General features: G+C 63.3%; 15 protein-coding genes and 1 tRNA gene. 3 read left to right on the top strand and 13 right to left on the bottom strand.

The features are described 5' to 3' along the window. Positions 1–91: 91 nt before the first annotated feature. From ASE39_RS02415 to ASE39_RS02425, 3 genes are all read right to left on the bottom strand, one after another. Positions 92–415 carry a hypothetical protein gene (locus tag ASE39_RS02415; RefSeq protein WP_010463358.1) on the bottom strand — a complete coding sequence of 108 codons (324 nt, stop codon included), beginning with the start codon at positions 413–415 and terminating at the stop codon, positions 92–94. Between the two features lie 89 nt (positions 416–504). Next, on the bottom strand, positions 505–1,152 hold the full coding sequence (locus tag ASE39_RS02420; protein WP_010463356.1) for a GH25 family lysozyme: 648 nt from the start codon (positions 1,150–1,152) through the stop codon (positions 505–507). A 4-nt stretch (positions 1,153–1,156) separates the two neighbouring features. Continuing rightward, a complete protein-coding gene (locus tag ASE39_RS02425; protein WP_057227220.1) occupies positions 1,157–1,825 on the bottom strand; it encodes a hypothetical protein in 669 nt (222 codons plus the stop codon). Positions 1,826–2,373: 548 nt separating this feature from the next. Here ASE39_RS02425 and ASE39_RS02430 point away from each other — a divergent pair. After that, entirely contained in the window at positions 2,374–3,369 is a 996-nt protein-coding gene (locus ASE39_RS02430; protein ID WP_057226536.1) for an FHA domain-containing protein, read from the top strand. A gap of 17 nt (positions 3,370–3,386) precedes the next feature. Continuing rightward, positions 3,387–4,898, top strand: a complete 1,512-nt coding sequence (locus ASE39_RS02435; RefSeq protein WP_057226534.1) for a protein kinase — start codon at positions 3,387–3,389, stop codon at positions 4,896–4,898. Between the two features lie 21 nt (positions 4,899–4,919). On the opposite strand, the gene ASE39_RS02440 is transcribed toward ASE39_RS02435, so the two are convergent. The 7 genes from ASE39_RS02440 to ASE39_RS02470 form a co-directional block, all read right to left on the bottom strand. Then, positions 4,920–7,217, bottom strand: a complete 2,298-nt coding sequence (locus tag ASE39_RS02440) for a glycosyltransferase family A protein (protein ID WP_057270058.1) — start codon at positions 7,215–7,217, stop codon at positions 4,920–4,922. Then, positions 7,218–8,075, bottom strand: coding sequence for an FkbM family methyltransferase (locus ASE39_RS02445; protein ID WP_242421345.1), 858 nt, complete (start codon positions 8,073–8,075; stop codon positions 7,218–7,220). After that, entirely contained in the window at positions 8,062–9,483 is a 1,422-nt protein-coding gene (locus tag ASE39_RS02450) for a hypothetical protein (RefSeq protein ID WP_057270060.1), read from the bottom strand. The genes ASE39_RS02445 and ASE39_RS02450 overlap by 14 nt, the downstream gene beginning before the upstream one ends. 41 nt (positions 9,484–9,524) lie before the next feature. Then, positions 9,525–10,166 (bottom strand): tail fiber protein, encoded by a 642-nt coding sequence (locus ASE39_RS02455; protein WP_057270061.1) that lies wholly within the window; start codon positions 10,164–10,166, stop codon positions 9,525–9,527. Next, on the bottom strand, positions 10,163–13,102 hold the full coding sequence (locus ASE39_RS02460; protein WP_242421358.1) for a hypothetical protein: 2,940 nt from the start codon (positions 13,100–13,102) through the stop codon (positions 10,163–10,165). The genes ASE39_RS02455 and ASE39_RS02460 overlap by 4 nt, the downstream gene beginning before the upstream one ends. Before the next feature lie 88 nt (positions 13,103–13,190). Beyond that, positions 13,191–13,808 (bottom strand): hypothetical protein, encoded by a 618-nt coding sequence (locus ASE39_RS02465; RefSeq protein ID WP_010463337.1) that lies wholly within the window; start codon positions 13,806–13,808, stop codon positions 13,191–13,193. Positions 13,809–13,918: 110 nt separating this feature from the next. Then, positions 13,919–14,539 (bottom strand): hypothetical protein, encoded by a 621-nt coding sequence (locus ASE39_RS02470; protein ID WP_010463336.1) that lies wholly within the window; start codon positions 14,537–14,539, stop codon positions 13,919–13,921. Positions 14,540–14,774: 235 nt separating this feature from the next. On the opposite strand from ASE39_RS02470, the gene ASE39_RS02475 reads away from it, so the two are divergent. Then, a tRNA-Ser gene (locus ASE39_RS02475) sits at positions 14,775–14,864 on the top strand. Between the two features lie 404 nt (positions 14,865–15,268). On the opposite strand, the gene ASE39_RS02480 is transcribed toward ASE39_RS02475, so the two are convergent. From ASE39_RS02480 to ASE39_RS02490, 3 genes are read right to left on the bottom strand one after another with little or no spacing between them, the layout of a single operon-like run. Continuing rightward, entirely contained in the window at positions 15,269–16,387 is a 1,119-nt protein-coding gene (locus ASE39_RS02480; protein WP_057270063.1) for a plasmid recombination protein, read from the bottom strand. After that, a complete protein-coding gene (locus ASE39_RS02485) occupies positions 16,384–16,671 on the bottom strand; it encodes a hypothetical protein (RefSeq protein ID WP_242421346.1) in 288 nt (95 codons plus the stop codon). The genes ASE39_RS02480 and ASE39_RS02485 overlap by 4 nt, the downstream gene beginning before the upstream one ends. Positions 16,672–16,694: 23 nt before the next feature. Continuing rightward, complete coding sequence (locus ASE39_RS02490) at positions 16,695–17,162, bottom strand: hypothetical protein (RefSeq protein WP_057270065.1); 468 nt, start codon at positions 17,160–17,162, stop codon at positions 16,695–16,697. Positions 17,163–17,545 lie beyond the last annotated feature (383 nt).

The raw sequence follows: 17,545 nt of genomic DNA on the forward strand, positions 1-17,545 counted from the left end.
CAGTTTTCATCCGTCCATCGGCCACACACTGCGGGGGCACGAAAGGACCACGGCCCCTCCATGCTCCACGCCGGCCCCCCGGTGCACGGGCCTAGTGTTCGCTCTCGTAGGCCTTGATGACAGCGACCGATGTCTCTCCCAGCTGGAACCATAATCTGTCGCTTTTCCCAACACCGTGCGTGCCGCTGGGGTAGATCTCGATGACATCCTTACTGCCCTTCCACTTCTGCGCGGTCACGCCGTTTTCACTGAGCAAGCGCAGCCACAGCGTCATCGGGTCCTCAGAGAGCTCGGTCGTCAAGCAAAGCGTGGCAATCAATTGCAGGACTTCGATGGCCTTGTCTTCAACCTGCAGATTTCTCTCGATCTCCCTCGTGATCTTTTTGGTGTCGGTGGCGTCGGTATAGCATGTCATGGCGAATCTCCTCAAGGTGTGGTGGTGGGAAAGTGAAACGATGGGAAGCGTTCCGTCCGTCCAGACGGTGGTGGGGGGTGGCCTGGGCACTAGCCCAGAGCGGCGAGCTGCGCCACGGAGCCGGCGAACCAGTTCTGGTCCACGGCACCCGCCACGCCAGCCACCGGGCTGCCGCCATTGACGGAGCCATCGCTGTACTGCCAGAACGTCCAGGACGACAAGGGTGCCCAAGGTGGTGGCACATGGGGGTCGGCGGAATATGCGGCCAGCCACAGCGGGCGGGAGGCCAGCACCTGGCAGCCGGGGAGCGCCTGAAGCGCCTGCCAGAAGCCCGTGTCGGTATAGACCATGGTCTGGCGCCCGAACAGCGCATCGGCCTCGGACAGGAATGCCAGGGTCCATTGCAGGACTGCGGCGGGGCTTTGCCCATCCAGGGTTTCCAGATCCAGCACCGGTGGCAGATCCGCGGGCCCGAGCGTGCCATCGGCGCTGACCGTGTTGTAGAAAAACTGTGCCTGGGCGACGGCATCGCTGCCGGCATGGCCGAAGTGGTAGGCGCCCCGGCGCAATCCTGCGGCCGCGCTGCCCGTCCAGTTGGCGCGGAAAAGCGGGTCCACATAGGCAATGCCTTCGGTGGCCTTGATGAAGCAGAAGGCCACGTCGCTGCCAGCCACACTCGGCCAGTTGACATTGCCCTGGTAGTGGCTGACGTCGATACCACGGGTTTGCGCAGCCATGGCGTCACACCACGTTGTTGAGCATGGTGACCTGTGTCTGCAACAGGCCGTCGATGCGGATCGTCGTGGTCAGCGGCTGGCCTTCATCCCACATCACGCCGCAGTTGTATTGCAGGGTGTTGGGGTTCAGGACGCTGCCATTGACTTTTTGCTGGTAGGTCGTGTCCCCACCGCCCGTTCCCTGGATGCCGATGCCCCAATGGCACCAGCCGTACCAGCTCGGTGACTTCATGACCATGGTGTAGACCGCAGAGCCGGTGTCGGGCAACACCGTGTGCCCATTGAGTTCTGCCGTGAGCTTCATCAGTGCAAAACGGCAGGCGTCCTGCGCCGCCACATTGCCACCCAGTGCATTGGCGAAATTGGCGGTCAGTGTGGTGTGGTACGGCACCGTTTGCGGAAAGATCACGTCGGTGACCGCAAAGAACGCTGCGTTCAGGCCGGTGGGCACACGCTCGGCATTGAACACGAAAGCGCCGTTGTCCGAGGTATAGATGGTGGTGGCTGCGTACGGGTCATCGGCATTCACGTATTCGCCATTCAACGCCCAACCCCAGCACGCGGCGTTCACAAATGGCGCCTGCTGCGAGGTCGGCACCGTGGCGCCGTTGCGAGGATGCAGCCCGCCAGCGGGCGCCAGCAGATTGCGTTGAGTGTCAGACAGGTAAGGCATGGTTTTCTCCGTCAATGGATCGGTGCGAATGGCAAACGCCATCTCGCCGGACAAATTGTGGGAGCCACCTTCTGGCTTGGCGATTACAGGCCATTACAGGCCGCAGGCACCGATGCCCGCCGGTCTGCACGCCGCTCTGCGCACCGTTGCGGCGGCAGGCTTTCAGCGCCATCGTGCCACCGCGGTCAACAAGAAAAGTGCCCAGCCCTGCATGCAGCGCGGTCGAAAGGCAGGTGCGTGGCAGGGCTGCTTGTGATGCCTTGCCAAGGGGCCTCGTGCATTTCGATCCCATGCAATTGCAAACAGAACGTTAACTACCAGATTTGGTAGTTGCGCGGGGAGGACTGCGCCAACACACTCTTTGGGCTGCATCGGGAATTCTTGGCGAACGCCCGGATAGGAAACCGGCGTCAGCTGCACAGCGGCATCCCGCAAGGCAATCGCAGCAGCGGCATGCCACGGCCTGCGTGGCATCACATTCAGCCATGCGCGGGGCCAAAGGAAACCGCGCCGCAAGGTGTGACGAAGAAGAAATGAGGGACTGACTGATGGCAATCCTGAAAAACCGCGCAACACAGCGCAAGATCCATTTGCGGACACTCCACGTGTTTGGGCGAGGCCGTTCTTCGGACACCTTGCTGGAAAACCCGGACGCCTCGCAGCTGCATGCCTCCATCCGCTGGACGGGCACCGCATGGGAACTGCACGACCACAGCCGCAACGGAACCCTGCTCGATGGCGCGCTGCTGTCCCACAACGGAGCCTTTGCACTCCGCATGGGAAGCACCATCGGTTTCGGGCGTGACGCTGGCTCTGCCTGGGTCGTGGAAGACCTTGCAGCCCCCTCCAATCTGCTCTGGCCCCTGGGCCACGACAGCACCCCCGTGCCGCTGGAGCGGTCCAACCTGCTGCCCCAGGGCGAGCACGCCGAGGTGTCCATCCACTGCGCCGAGCAAGGCCGGTGGATATGCACCACCCCCCAGGGCAGCTGGGTGCTGGAAGACGGCGACGAGATCCGATTTTCCAACCAGACCTGGTGCTTCATCGCGGCGCAGGAGGTCACCTCGACCATGGAGGCCATGGTCGGTTCGGTTCCGTGTATCCGGCCGCGCACGAGCCTGCATTTCAACGTCAGCCTGGATGAAGAGCATGTTCGCCTGCAGGTGCAGGAGGCAGACCGTCAGTTCGACCTGGGCGAGCGCACCCACCACTACGCCCTGCTGACCCTGGCGCGCTTGCGATGGGCCGATGCGCAGCGCCATCGGGACAGCCAGGCCCATGGCTGGGTCGAGCTGGAGCGTCTGGCGAAGATGCTGGGAGTGGAGCCCGGGCACCTCAACATTCAGATATTCCGCATGCGCAAACAACTTGCACTGGCCATGCCCGGCGACTCCCATGTCCCCGAGCTGATCGAGCGGCGCCGGGGCTCCTTGCGCTTTGGCTGCCTGTGCTTTCGCATCACGCGGGGCACGCAGCTGGAAGCCGATTTCGACCCCTTGGCACTGCTCAGCCAGATCCACGCTGAAGAGTCGCTTGTGGCCTGAGCCTGCGCCCCATTGCAATGACACGAGTGCCCACGCACGGTTTTCCCGTGGGTGTGCCGGGCTATCAATCGCTGGGTTTGCTGGGCCAGGGCGCATCGGGCCAGGTCTTCAAGGCCAGGCAGCGCAGCACCGGCCAGTTCGTGGCCATCAAGATTCCGAGCACCCCGGCCGCGCGCGACCCCGCCAACCGGCGGCGTGTGCACCAACGGCTGCACCAGGAAACCCGGGTGCTGGCCCTGCTGCAACACATCCACGTGGTCCGGCTCATCGACAAAGGCCTGGCCCAGGAGGGCGTGCCGTTTGCCGTGCTGGAATACGTGGCTGGCGAAACGCTGCGCGAGTTTCTGCAGCGCCAGGGCAAGCTGTCATTGCCGGACACGGCGGGGCTGATGGCGCAGTTGCTCGATGCCCTGGCTTTCCTCCATGCCCACCACATCGTGCACCGGGACCTGAAGCCAGAGAACGTGATGGTGGTTTCCAGCGGCACCAACTTGCACGCCAAGGTGCTGGACTTCGGGCTTGCCAGCCACCACGGGGAACCCCAGTTCACGGCTGGGGCCGAAGGCACGCCCGCCTACTGCGCGCCAGAACAGCTGCGCGGCGAAGCGTGCGGGCCCGCCACCGACATCTATGCCTGGGCCTTGATGTTCGTGGAGTGCCTGAGCGCCCGGCCGAGCATCCAGGGTGCCAGCCTGACGGAGGTGCTGCAACGCCAGATGAGCATGGAAACCGTCCCGTTGCCCGAGGAACTGCAAGGCAGTCCGCTGGGCACGCTGCTACAGCAGGCTTTGCAAAAAGATGTGCGCCGGCGCACCGCCGATGCCGTGCAACTGCACGGTGACCTCGCCCGGTGCCTGGCACAGGCAGGCCAGCCCCGCAGTCCCAGCCACCCGGCGGGGCCCATCCCCGCAGCCCACGCTGCATCCGGCCGGGCGCAACACGCCACCATGGATTCGCTGGAACATCCCAGGCTACAACCCCCCGGTGCTCCCTCGCGCGCCATCCTGTGCCTGACCTTGCGCCTGTACCCCGCCCGCGACGCATCCCTGGCACTGTCCGACCTGCAGGAGATCCGCGAGCAGCAATTGCGCTGGTGCGCCAATGCCGTGCAGTCGGGCCAGGGCCATGGCGCGGGGACGCTGGGAGACTGCATGCTGTTCCACTTCGAGCAGGGCCCCAGCAGCGCACAGAACCTGCAGCAGGCCGCAGCCCTGGCACAGGACCTGTGCATCCGTGTGCAACGAAGAAGCCGCATTCTGGAGGTACGGCATGGGGTGCGCCTGGAAATATCGGGCGGCATGCACACGGCCACCCTGCAGCCCCACGGGGAGCCCCTGGACAGCCACCACGCGGCCAACGTGACGCTGCACCTGAACAGCCTGGCGGGCCCCGGGACGGTTCTGCTGAGCCACCGCGCGCACCACGAGCTGGCCGGCAGCGTGAAAATGGAAGCCTACGCCAGCACCGGCAAGGCCCATCCACCAGAACCCGAGCCGGTATACCGGCTGGCACCTGCTACCCACCCGTAAGCCTCCCGCAGAGTCAGCGGGTCAGCGAATGAGCCTCTCAACGTGCTCCACCGGGTAGCTGTGCCAGCGCCGGTTCCAGGTGTCTTTGGGACTGGTGTTGCGGTCGTGGACACGGGCCACGTACAGATGCTGATCCGGGTTGGTGGCAATCCGCTTGTCCCGCACCGACCAGACAAAAGCGTTGTCTTCCCCCACATCGATATCCGCGAACGGGACACTGCGCCAGAACTCCCTCAGGTAGCACAGCGTGCCGCCACACACCCAGGGCGTGCGCCCATCGTACACATACTGCCAAGCCCGGCGCGCGTCCGGCGCATAGAAGAACACCTTGTCCAGGCCACAGATGTCGGCCCCCTGGCCCCGCAAGGCCTTGACCTGCGAACTGAGCCAGGTGGGCGCCATCCAGTCGTCGTCGTCCCAGTGCGCTATCACCTCGCCACGCGCCAGTTCGCAGGCAATGTTGCGCTTGGCGCCGATGGTGGACTTGCGGTCCAGGCGCAGGTAGCGGATTCCGCCGTGCGATGGGATCAGATCGGCCACGCTGTCGCGCCCGTCGTCCAGCACGATCAGTTCACGGGGTTCATAGTCCTGCGCCAGAAAGTTCCGGATGGCTTGTGGCACAAACTCACGCCGGTCCGCGGTGGGCATGATGCACGACACCATCGGCATCGCGGGCGCCTGCGGGCCACCTGTCTCAGCCGTGCCACCAGGGGTGGCAGGAAAGTAAAAGCTGCGGTCGTCGTCCAGCAGGCAGTCCGGTACAGGCACCAGGGCCCAGGCGGCCTGCTGCAAGTAGTGGCCTTCCTTGAACTTCCAGGTGTTGCCATCGTGGCGTACATAGATGCACAGTGAACGCCCCGAAATGCGGCACAGCCGCGCTCCGCCCCGCAGGGTCTTCAGCAGGAAATCCGCATCCTCCCGCAGCGATGTATCGGGGTACCGCCCCTGGCGCTCCCACAGGCTGCGCCGAAAGACCAGGGTGCCACCGCTCACGTTTTCGACAAACATCCGACGAAACAGCGCCCGGCTGCTCGCCCAGAACTCGGCCAGCGGCCGGGCCATGAACAACATGTCGTTGAGCCCGGTGACATCCGCCAGGTTGTGCAGAATGGGCGCGGCCTGGCGGCTCAGGCGCTGCGCGCCATACCAGTCGTCATCGTCCCAATGCGCGATCAGCTCGCCCCGCGCCACACGCACCGCTTCATTGCGCTTGGCACCAATGCTGGTACGGGCCGGCATGCGGATGCAGCGGACGCGTGGGTCGTCGATGCCGGCGGGGAGATCAGACTCTTGCTCGTAGACAATGATGAGTTCCAGCGCGGGATAGTCCTGCCGCTGGAAGTAGCGGATCGACTGCGCAACAAAGGCTGCACGCCCCCGCGTGGGCATGACGCAGCTCAGCAAGGGCGGCGCCGAGGGCGCGGTGCCTTCGGGCACCTGCAGCGCAGGTGCCACATTGCCGGGCAGTGGCACAAAGATGCGCATCTGCTCCGGCACGGCAAAGTAGCGGCAACCATCCCCTGCGCAGTGGCCGTGATAGGGCGGTGCCTGCGGATGGCTCTCGCTGCGCCAGGCACAGAACCGGTCCTGGTACAGCCGCTTGTTGGCCTCCAGCAGTCCATCGTGGACAGGTGCCAGCACCGCGCAGCGGGGCGCTCGGTGGACGAAGGCGCCCTGCACCCAGACCCCCAGGAAGCCGGCGCGGGCGGCGCGCACGTTGTAGTCCATCTCCCAGCAGGGGCCCTGGGTGTATGCCGCGTCCGCCGCGCCAATGGCGGCCACCACCTCGTTCTTCACCACGTAGCAGAAGTCTGCCAGGCTGTGCAGGGGCGCCAGGGGCACGCAGGCATTGCCGTAGCGAGCCAGCAAGGCGTCCGCCTGGTCCCACAGCGCTTCCTGGGTAGCGCCGCAGCCTGGTGCCACGGCCTGCTCGTTCCATCCCCGGTTGGTGGAGGGGCCCGCCAACCCATGGCTGGCATCGCTGTCCAGCGCGGCCAAGATCAGCTCCAGCCAGCCAGGGCAGACCCGCGCGCCGTTTTCCAGAAACACATAGATGTCGGCAGGCTCGCTCACCAGCTGGTTGAAACAGGCGGCAGCCCCCGGCTGCGCCGGGCTGGACCGCTGAACAAGGGACTCGGGGGCAAGCCGCACCTGCTGCACGGCCGGGGCCTGGGATGCAAGGACACTGTCCGGCAGTATCCGCAGCCCGAAGGGCAGCGGCGTGTTCTCGAAAACACTGCACAGCGTGGCGGCCAGACCTTCGCCAGCCCCCGTCACATGCACCCCAATCAGGATCTGGCGATTTTGTGCAGCAGTCATTCACCACTCCTCACGGGTTGCCACCAAACCTGCTCCCAGCAGCGCCTCCAGCTTGCGCCAGGGGCTGCCAGGGGCGTCGTCGCCCCAGTCATGCACTGCGTCCGCCAGTTTTTCGAGCGCAACGGCCTTGGTGTCGGCAGCCGCATAAAAGCGCGGGTAACACAGCAGCAGCTCTTCGATGCAGGCCCGCACCAAGGACTCGCGCCGGGCGATTTCCGGAGCATGGAAGGACACACAAAGGGTGGGTGGCCCCCACCGCCACAAACGGCGCCAGAGGCCGGGAATCACAGCGTATTCGCCACCCTCTATGTCCATCTTGATGAAGTTGCAGTCCTTCCTGGCATACATGTGCAGAAAGTGCTCCATGTCCACACCCCGCGCCTTGTGGCAAGGCTGGCCAGGCACATCCGGCGCGGCCAACATGCCCGACATGCTGTCCCCGAACTCACTGTGTCCTGCATAGTAAAGACCACCGGCGTAGAGATGCAGCGGGCCAGATTCGGGGCCAATGCCGAAGGGGTGCAGGTGGATTTTTTCGCACAGCCCAGGGTTGGCTCGCACGTTGCGGTCCAGCTCTGCGAAGGCCACCGGGTCGGGCTCCACGGCATGCACGCAGCGTGACAGTGCCGCGCCATAAAGCACCGTAGGGCCGATCCAGGCACCCAGGTCAATGTAGGAGCGGTCGGGCTGCAGGAAGCGCCGGAAGACCTCGAAGGTTTGCGGCTCCCACGCGCCAGCCTCCACACGGCGCCAAAAGGCACACCGGGTCGCACTGGCAAGCACCTGGAAGGCCCGCGGGCCCACCGACACGCTCAGTGCATGCAGTGCGCTTTCGGCGCCAGGGTCACAGGTTGTCATCGCCCAGCCCATCCGTGTCCGTGTCCGTGGACTGCCAGATGGTGAACGGCGCGGGGCCACCATACGTGGCACTGAACTCAAAGGCATTGCCTTCAAAGATGAAACCCGGCACGTTGATCTTGCACCACACGGCACCAGCGTAGGGGCTGCTGCCCGCCGCCAAGGTCATCTGGATGCGCACATCCTGCTTCCACGAGTCCTGCGTCTGCAGCGAAAGCGGCAGGAAATAGTTGTTCCCGTAGAAGTTGGCCTTCTTGCTGCGTATTTCGCACACCAACGTCACGAAGTTGCCACTGCTGTTGTAGACCAGCTGGAAGATGAAGCGGTAGTCGGGGCTGGCGGGCCAATCAAGGCATACGGTATTACCCGCCACCACCTGCTGTGCGGGCAAGGCCTGTGCCGGATAGATATTGACCACGCCCGGCCCCCTGGCGTAGAGGGCGCTGACAGCCACATCCTCCATGGGCGAAGTGCTTTGCAGTGCGACAGCGGCGTCGCCGACCGGTGCGCTGCTCAGCAAGGGCACGTTGGCCACCGGTGGCACCTGCTGCACCAGGGTGGAGTGGCTTGCCGCGCCCGAGCCATCGCAATTGAAGACATAGCCGCCTGCCTGCGTGATGACGCTGGGGGCCTGTATGCCCATGCCACACGATGGCACCACCTGCAGCTGAATCAGCTTCTGGCCCGGCAATTGTGGCGACCTCTGTAGCCGGCGCACCGTGCCGCCGTGGTCCAGGCAGACCTCCAGCCCCCAGGTGATGCCTGCCAGCTCGAACACGCCGGCACCGTCATAGTTGACCTCTTGCTGCTCACGCCCCAGTCCACCCCCGGTCGATGCAGGCCAATGTTCCACGTCGCCGAGCAACAGGCCGCCCGGATTCGCGGCAGTGGCGATGAAATCAACCCCCGACATCAACTCCTTCATCACCATCCGCGCCCCCGCATCGCCCTGTGCCGCCATGCCCCCCTGCTGCACCAGCGCAAAGTTGTAGATCTCGGTGCTGGCGAGCGGATCGATGTCGTAGGGAGGCGTCTGCTGGGTGGCGGACGACGCGCCCAAAATGGTGCCGAACACAAACACCCAGTCAACCCACTGGTCATCGGCCGCCAGGCGCTGCAACGAGGTGATGGCGCGTTGGACATCGTCCATCTGGTAGGCACCCGAGGCACCTCGAAAAAAGAACTCGGGGGCCAGGAAGACCTTCAGTGTTTCCCCCTCGGGTACCGGTGGAGACGTCTGCGGCAGTGCATCCCGGGCCGTCTGCATGGCGCGCAACATCACATCGCAGCGCGCCTCAATGTCGAGCCTTGGATCGCTCAGCCCCAGATAGGTCTTGGATCCATCAGGGTTCACTTGGGGCGCCGTGTCGAGCACGTAGCCGATGAATTGGACGTTGGTGTATGCCATGCAATTTCTCCTTGGAAAGGGTTCTGGGGACACGTGCGCGGTCATCTCAAAAGCGGGACCAGTCCATAGGTGAACTTGATGAGGTAGTTGACGTACACATTGAGGGGCCGCGTTTCGTTCAAGCTCACTTGCACCGGCGGAGCTTGGCCCGCGCCAGTGACCGGCCCGCCCTTGGTCGGCGTGCTGGTGACGCTGGGCGCGCCCGCCGCCGTTCCACTGGGTGATGGTGCCGAGGGTGCCGGTGCACTGTTGTAGGTGTGCTCATGCGTCTGCACGGCAAACGGCTGAACGGAACCCACCCCATCGCTCGCCCCCTGGCCACCCGGCGGCTTGCTGCGCTGGCCAATGTCCGGGTCGTTGCGGGTGCCCGTGCCAATGCCGCGAAGAAAGTAGCCACGGTAGTCGGGGATGTTGAAGTTGTCGTCGGCACCGCCATACACGTAGCCCAGCACGGCAAACAGTTCGGGGTAGTCCACACAGGCCAATGACCGGCCATCGCAAACCATCCATCCCCACGCCTCCAGGGGGTTGGTGGTGTAAGCAGTCGGACTCACCGTAGCGGGAGGGCTCGCGCTGTCGGGCAGCCCCAGGGTGCCCGCAAACGCCGTCACAGAACCCACGGGCAGTTCGCCAAAGCCGGTTCGACCAAAGAAGGGGCCGGCAGCCCCTGGTATCACCATCATGGCGCAGCCTCCCTGACAGCGGGCAGGTCAGCGCCCTGTTCGACGCCCGACGCATCGAGCACCTGCATGGCTGTAGGTACCACCACCTGCCAGCACGGCCCCGGGCGGAGCGCAGGGTTCTGTTGCCTGGGCCCTGCATGCTTGAGGTCGTTGGCCAACGCTATGTCGCTCGCATTGACGGGGGCAAGGCGATCCGGGGCGACCCACAGCATGCCGGCCGAGTAAAAATAGAGAAAGGCCATGACATGCGCCGGCTGCACGGGCAACAGGACACGTGCCTGGCCAGCCTGTAAGAAGTTGGCGAACAAGGCATCGTCGTCGGCCGCAAGACTCCCCAGCTCAGGCACCCGGCCCGCAGCAGTCATGCCGGGGCTGGCATAAAAGCTGTAGGCCATCTCGTTCCACTCCAGCACTTCATCGAAGAACTGCAGATAGCGGGGTTCGTTGACCTCAAACTGCGACGGCGGAGACCCCCACGCGGCATCTGCGGACATGCCGGTCAGGGTTTGCAGACGCCCCAGCAACAGGCGCCGACAGGCGTTCTTCAGCTCGCGCTGCTCAATCTGCCGGTGGGCCAGTGGTGAAAAGGCGGGCGCGGGAGACGCCCCCCCGCCCTGGGCCCGGCCCTGGTAGGCTGCCATCCGCTCCTGATAGCCACGCACGATGCTGGCGTAGATGCGGATGCGCCACTGGTCCATGCACCGACTGGAAGGCGTGCAACTGATCTCTACATTGACCTGCAACGGGTGATCGCCAGGCGGCGAGAAACCGGGTTGATAGTCTGTCACGGACACCGGCACGGTCTCGTCCTCTCCGCGCATCACCACGGCGCTGGACACAGTGCCAGGGGTCACGGTTTGCTGCCCCACCAGCACAACAGGTGCTGGCAACTCAGGGGACGAGCCTATGCAGCTGACAAAGGCTCTGGTGGCGCAATACCCTGCGGGGACGGCAATCTGCTTTTCTTCGCCATTGCGCAAGGTGGCCGAGGCGAAGCGCTCCGCCAAGGGCGGCGGCTCCAGATCCAGCACACCATAGTAGGCACCGAGCTGCGCATAGTTACGCGGGCCGTCCACCTTGATGTCCTCAAAGGTGGCAACCCCCAGTTGCAGCGGTGGCAATGGCTTGGCGAAGTCCTGTCCCGCCAGCGCCTGCTCCTGAGCGACAAAACCCGCAGCGGGCTGGCACACCATGAACTCCATCATCAGGCGCTGGCCATAGTTCACCACACACGCTTCGTACACCTTGTTCACCCAGCGGAACACGGCGCGCATGTTCTGGGTGCCCGCGGTGTTGTCGATCAGGCTGACCACGGCATCTTCGGTCTGGCTCATGCTGCTACTGGAGCGCGTGTGGCTGACACTGCGACTGACGCGGTTGACTGTCTTGTTCAGGATGTCGCGGGCAAAGCGGATGGTGTCGTCGAGCCCAGGATTGGCGCCTTGCTGCACGGCCTTGGTCCAAGAGCCATCCAGGGTGGCCTGGGTGGGAGGGCCATAGCTACTGGTGAACTTGTTGTACTGGTGGGTCTCGGTCGCTTCGGCCACGGTCTTGCGCGATTCCTCCTGCAGATTGCTGCGTTCGTCCGCTGCATCGTTTTGCAGAACCTGCATCTCGGCCAGGGTCTGCTTTTGCTCATCCTTTTGCCGGTGGGTGCGTTTGTGCGTGACCTCCCGGCGTTCACCGCGCATCACGTTTTCTATGCGCGCGATCTCTCCGCTTTGGTAGCGCAGCAAACGCTGGCGCACCATCTGCAAGTCGCCAATGGCATAGGGCTCAATCCAGCCGTCTCGCGCCACGGGCGGCGAGTGGTCTGCAGCGCCGACCGACGGTAAAGGAAACACCTGCCCCGGCAGCACCACCGTGGCCTCACGCAGCGACGCAATCTGGGCGGAACTGATGGGATCCGGCTGCAGGAGCACAGGCGTTGCCGAAGCAGCACCCACTGTGGCTATGCCCTGGGTGCCGGGCTGCAAAGCCACCGCGATCAGATTCGCCAGCTGCAAGGTGCGGGTCAACCCATCGAGCAAGCCCGTGTCATACCCCAGGGTGATGATCAAGGCAAAGTAACTCTGCCAAACCCTGTCCAGCGCCTGTGCATAGGTTCCAGACTCCAAGTAGGTCCAGGTCAGGGCGTACCGCTGCAGCAACTGCGCGACCTCCGCATGGGCAGCTGCCAGCCACTCCCGTGGCTTGTCATCCGAGGCGGGGAGTTGCGCTAGCAAAGATGCAAACTGGCTCATGGGTCCCGGGAGGCAATCCATGTTGCCGATGAACAGCCCCTGATAGGGAGAGTCTCCGTCAATAAATTGCAGCGCCAGGGACTGCACGGCTTCGCGGCCTTGGCTGCGTGCCGCTACCAGGTCCTCGAAAAAGCTGCTGCAAGGAGGGCTTGCACCGGTGTACTGGACAAAGCCATACAAAAGATCCGCGGCCGAGATCTTGGGCCAGCGGCGTACGTACACGTAAGGAAACAGCTCCTCCGGATGGCTGTGGAGGACAGGCAGCGGCTCGACGGGATCGACTGGTGGGGCTGGTGGCGCAGGCACCACCGGCGTGGGAGCAGGTGGCCGTGGGCCAGGTGGCGGAATGGGGCCCCGCATCGGGCACGCCGCCATGATGCCTTCGAAGTGGTGGTCATCCGCCTGCCCCCGCATGCCGTAGTGGATGTCGGCAAAGATGGCCGTATTGGGGGCGCCGTCGATGTGCACCGGCGTTTTTTGCTGCAGGTAGCCTGACACATAGCACCCCGAGGAGAATTTGAACTCGAAGGGCTGGGCGGGCCATTGTCTGGTGACGGTGACCCGCTGGCTCTCCGACTCGCCTGAACTACAGGACACGCTGACACACGAAGGAACATCGTCGTGGGGTGCACGGTTGATGGTGATGTCGAAGACCAGGCAGCCATCCATGGCGCTCCATCTTCTTTGGACCATTTCGTTCACGGCATGCTTCCTGTGTGGACTGCGCGCGCTGCAGAGCATCGGCGCTGGGCACTACACGGCCCCACGCCGACGCGTTGCTTCAGCACATCACAATGTTTTCGAGGTTGAACGCGAACGGCGTGGAGTTGGCGCCTGGGCCGCCACCGGTCATCACGATGTCTGCGCTGGCAATGCCCAGGAGCGACAGCTCGGTGTTGATGTTGGAAATGATGGCCGAGTTCATCACCTGGCCCTGCACGATCTGGGAAGCCACACCAATCCAGATGGTGGGCTTGAACTCGAACACCGCCTTTTGCTGGGGTGCAATCGAGGTCTTGATGGCCAGGAGTTTGCCATCCTTGTAGCAGCTGGCATTGATGGCCCCTTTGGGCAAGGCGTTGAGCACTTGCACTTCCTTGGAACTGGTGCCACTGCCTGCAGACACGAGCCTGTCGCCAGAGGTCGTCAAAGCCATTTGGAACAGCTGGCCATTTTGGGCATCCAGCTGCGGCGTGTAGTTGCCGTAGCTGTCACTGGCCCCCACCTGCATGCCCATGGGAAACGTGAACGGATGGTTGTCGCCCTGGCCACAGTACTTGATGACCTGCCAGGCCACCGACAGTTCGTCGAAATTGGTGGCGACATTCTTCTGGAATATCACGACCTCCGAGTTGTTCGTGTCGTTGGAGTTATTGATGAAATTGAGTTGAACGCCCATGAGTTTCTCCTGTTGGTGAAAGTGGTGGCAACACGCCATGCGTTGCCCGTTTGCCCCCGGACCCTGCGGCCCTGAAGGCGAACTCTGTGTGTCCTGTTCTGCCTGTTTGGTCAGATCTGGACGATGTTCTCGAGATTGAATTCGTAGGGCGTGGAGCCCTCGCCAGGCCCACCGCCCGACATCACGATGTCCGCACTGGCGATGCCCAACAGCGACAGCTCGGAGTTGGCATTGCTCATGACGGCAGAGCTGATCGCCACGCCCTGCGCAACCTGGGAGGCCACGCCAATCCACAGCACCGGCTGGTACTGGAAAACCGCCTTCTGGCCCGGCGTGACGGAAGTCTTCATGCCCACCATCCGGCCATCCCTGAATACGCAGACATTGACCGCGCCCTGGCCCAGGTCGTTGAGCACATCGAGTTCATTGGAGGCACTGGCCGGCCCCGCACGCCGCAGGCGCCGGGTACCCGATGCGGTGGATTCCAGCCTGAGCATCTGGCCGTTTTCTGCGGCCATGCGGGGTGAAAAATTGCCGTACTCATCGGCAACGCCCACTTCGAAACCCGCTGGGAAAACAAAGGGGTGGTAACAGTCACGTCCGCAGAACCGGATCACCTTCCAGGCCATTGCAAGCGAAGCCATGCTGGTGAGCTGGTTCTTCTGATACATCACCACCTCCGACTTATTGCCGTCGCGGGATTGGTTCACAAATCGCAGCTTGATATCCATGGGGACTCCTACCTGATGTCCTGTCGCCGGGTTGCTTGGTACTGCGTTTTTTGAAGCAGTGATGCGACTGTAGGCAGGCCCCAAAAGCAAAGCGATTACAGGCAATTACAGGCAGGAGCCCCGCCAGACGGAGCGCACGCCAGCCACACGACAGGTGACCGCGTTTGGAGTGGGAGACGGGAAGAGGCGCTGGTGCCCCGGAAAACCTTGCTATAATCGCAGGCTTCGACACACAGGAGAGGTGGCAGAGTGGTCGAATGTACCTGACTCGAAATCAGGCGTAGTGGCAACACTACCGTGGGTTCGAATCCCACCCTCTCCGCCAGTACAAAGGAAACCCCGCTATCAATAAAGTAGCGGGGTTTTTCTTTTTCCACTTCATGTAGCCATCATGTAGCCACCGGTGCAAGGTTTTGCCCCCTGTCAGCCTGTGATGCTGGCACAGCAACCTTTCGCAACGCCGTCGTCGGCACTGCGTTTGCCGACATCGTGCGGCTCCGGCGCTGCGTGCCGCTGGCGTACTACGTTGCCAAATACCAAGTTTCGCCGGGTTGGAATGTCAAGTTTTGACAGGTTCCGCAGCGCTGCAATTTCAGGTTTTTTCAGGTTTTCTAAGACGCTGAGTCAGCATGCTTTCACTGCAACCGTCTTGGAAACTCATGGCAAGTTAGCGCGCGTGCCTCGCGCATCATTTGCTCCGAAAACCCAGTCTTGCAGAGCAGTGCACGGTCAGTTCCATGCGCTCAGGTCGTCTGCGTATTCGTCGCGTTCGCGGGTGATGCCGTCGTCGTCAATGCGCACGGTGGGAGGTGGCGGTGCTGCGGGTCGTCGGCTCGTTTGGCGCTTGATGGCCTGCTGCACAGCGATTTTGGCGATGCGCAGGCGGTTAGGGCGTGATGTTGTCCACTTCGATTTGTAGCCCACGACAGTCCACAGCTCTGGCAGTGACTCCATGACCTGGGGGTGAATAGCAGCGCTCTGGTTTGGAGCGAACCCTACAGAGCATAGGCTTTGCTCTTTTTTCGGGGCTGAAACCCTATAGGCTTCTGCGCTTGCACCACCAGCAAACCCTATAGAGTTCTGCGGCTCACAGCGTGGCCCCTTGCCCTTGCTGGTGAAAATCTGCGCCATCGTCTTGGTCGGCTTTTGCGGTGTGGCTAGATTCAGCCCCAGCGCCTCCATGAACGGTGCAGGGTCGCGTTCGATGGCTTCGCGGATGGTCGGCCATGTAGTGCTGCGCAAAGCCCCGTCGTTGACCTTGCGCAGGTGTTGCAGTACCAGATGGGCGGCAGCCTCCTTTGACTGGCCCGCAAGGCGTTTGGGGACTTTGCGCAGTCCGTGCTGGGATGCCACAACCGAATGGAATCCCGCCTGCATTTCGGCCAGCGTGCGGCGGTTGCCCACCAATTCAGACCCGGTCATCTTGTTGCCCACGAGCGGCAGCAGCAACACATGCATATGCGGCGCGGCCTCGTCGTGGTGGGTCACCGCGCTGAGGATGTTCTCAGTCCCGAAGCGCGTGGCGGCCCAGGCCAGGCAGTCGGCAAAGTAGCGGCGGGTGTCAGCCACATGTCCGGACGGCAGGCTGAGCACCAGCTCTATGGCCTGTACCGCGTCTTTGCGCAGCTTGCCCACACCAGCGGCGTGCACGCGGGCCTTGGCAAGTGCGGCCACGTCGGCAGCGTCTCCCGGCCCGTGCACCAACACATTCAGGTGCATGCGAGCCGGGTCGATGTTGCCACCAGCCCCCAGCTCGGCCTGAATCTCGCGCAGGTTGTGGCGTGCAGCGGCCAGCACGATGCCGCTACCCTTGAGCTTCTTCACCCGCAGGAAAGCGGCGGCGCTCATTGCTTTGCTCCCCGGCGCTTCGCTTCATGGTTGCCAAACATCAAGTCGCTTTTGATGATGGCCACCAGGTCGTGACGTTGGCGCGGTGCCATGGTCGGCAGTTCGGACAAGGACTCGCGCTGCTCATCTTGCGACAGGGCCTTTGCCTGCATCTCGCTGTGCTTCAGTGGCAGCAGGCCACCATGGACGGCTTTGACGTGCTCGTGGCAGTCGTAGCGACGAACGCCGGCAGATTGCAAAAACGTGCGGCGTGGTACGCGCACGCTGTCTGCCAACTGCTGCATGGTGGGGTTGACTGGTGCACTCATTACACATCTCCGTCAAACAATCCCCGCTGCCCCGGATTGTGTTTGCGGCGCTTGTGGGCCTTGTTAATCGCGGCTGCGCTGCGGTAGGCCTGGGCAGCTTTTGCGCGCAATGTGGCGCGGGCGGCTTTGACCTCGGCAATCCAGCGGCGAGCACCAGCAGCATGCGCAGCGTGGATGCAATCTGCGGGCAACTTGTAGGCGGACACAGTAGCTACGCGGCCGTCAGTGCACCCCACGGCGCGCTCATCGGCTTCGATGGGCCAGTTATAGCGTTTTGCCAAGTAGTGGACGTGCGCAGCAGCGCGCATCGTGGCCGCCTTGCTCAGGGTATCGGCGGCGGTCAGCTCTTTACCGGACAGCATGTCAGCCAGCATTTCCGCACACGCGCTCGCCCGGCGCTTTGGGTATGTGAAAATGCGCATGTTCGGGGCGCTCGGGTTTTCTTTGGAAGGCTCGGGCGTTTTCATTACCGAGCCCCCTTCTTAAACCAGCGGGACGGGGTGGCGCACCAGAGCGCCAGCAGCAGGCGATTGATAGCGGAGCTCATTACGCAACCCCCAGCACGCGGCGCAGTTCCGACACGGGCCATGCCAAACGGCCATTAATGCGGATGCAGGAAACGGGGCCAGTCCCGGAATTCATGGCCCATGTGCGCAGGGTCTGCGGGCGGCGGTTCAGGTAGTGCGCGGCCTGCTCGGTCGGCACCGTGGGGCGGTTCACCAGTTCCAGAGGGGGGAACTGTTGGGGCTCAGGTACAGCGCGGCGGGGCAATGCGCTGTGATTGGTTGCACTCTGCATTTTTCACCTTTCCGACACGTTGATTTGTGTCGTGGGGTGAACTTTTTCTTCC

This window comes from Acidovorax sp. Root267, from assembly GCF_001429215.1.
Taxonomy (GTDB): domain Bacteria; phylum Pseudomonadota; class Gammaproteobacteria; order Burkholderiales; family Burkholderiaceae_C; genus Acidovorax; species Acidovorax radicis.

What these genes read in the sequence shown, in the direction of transcription:
- ASE39_RS02490 (WP_057270065.1), bottom strand. Translation starts at nt 17,162, where the DNA reads ATGAAAACGCCCGAGCCTTCCAAAGAAAACCCGAGCGCCCCGAACATG.
- ASE39_RS02480 (WP_057270063.1), bottom strand. Translation starts at nt 16,387, where the DNA reads ATGAGCGCCGCCGCTTTCCTGCGGGTGAAGAAGCTCAAGGGTAGCGGC.
- ASE39_RS02435 (WP_057226534.1), top strand. Translation starts at nt 3,387, where the DNA reads ATGACACGAGTGCCCACGCACGGTTTTCCCGTGGGTGTGCCGGGCTAT.
- ASE39_RS02455 (WP_057270061.1), bottom strand. Translation starts at nt 10,166, where the DNA reads ATGATGGTGATACCAGGGGCTGCCGGCCCCTTCTTTGGTCGAACCGGC.
- ASE39_RS02450 (WP_057270060.1), bottom strand. Translation starts at nt 9,483, where the DNA reads ATGGCATACACCAACGTCCAATTCATCGGCTACGTGCTCGACACGGCG.
- ASE39_RS02470 (WP_010463336.1), bottom strand. Translation starts at nt 14,539, where the DNA reads ATGGATATCAAGCTGCGATTTGTGAACCAATCCCGCGACGGCAATAAG.
- ASE39_RS02440 (WP_057270058.1), bottom strand. Translation starts at nt 7,217, where the DNA reads ATGACTGCTGCACAAAATCGCCAGATCCTGATTGGGGTGCATGTGACG.
- ASE39_RS02430 (WP_057226536.1), top strand. Translation starts at nt 2,374, where the DNA reads ATGGCAATCCTGAAAAACCGCGCAACACAGCGCAAGATCCATTTGCGG.
- ASE39_RS02465 (WP_010463337.1), bottom strand. Translation starts at nt 13,808, where the DNA reads ATGGGCGTTCAACTCAATTTCATCAATAACTCCAACGACACGAACAAC.
- ASE39_RS02445 (WP_242421345.1), bottom strand. Translation starts at nt 8,075, where the DNA reads ATGACAACCTGTGACCCTGGCGCCGAAAGCGCACTGCATGCACTGAGC.
- ASE39_RS02415 (WP_010463358.1), bottom strand. Translation starts at nt 415, where the DNA reads ATGACATGCTATACCGACGCCACCGACACCAAAAAGATCACGAGGGAG.
- ASE39_RS02485 (WP_242421346.1), bottom strand. Translation starts at nt 16,671, where the DNA reads ATGCAGCAGTTGGCAGACAGCGTGCGCGTACCACGCCGCACGTTTTTG.
- ASE39_RS02460 (WP_242421358.1), bottom strand. Translation starts at nt 13,102, where the DNA reads ATGGTCCAAAGAAGATGGAGCGCCATGGATGGCTGCCTGGTCTTCGAC.
- ASE39_RS02425 (WP_057227220.1), bottom strand. Translation starts at nt 1,825, where the DNA reads ATGCCTTACCTGTCTGACACTCAACGCAATCTGCTGGCGCCCGCTGGC.
- ASE39_RS02420 (WP_010463356.1), bottom strand. Translation starts at nt 1,152, where the DNA reads ATGGCTGCGCAAACCCGTGGTATCGACGTCAGCCACTACCAGGGCAAT.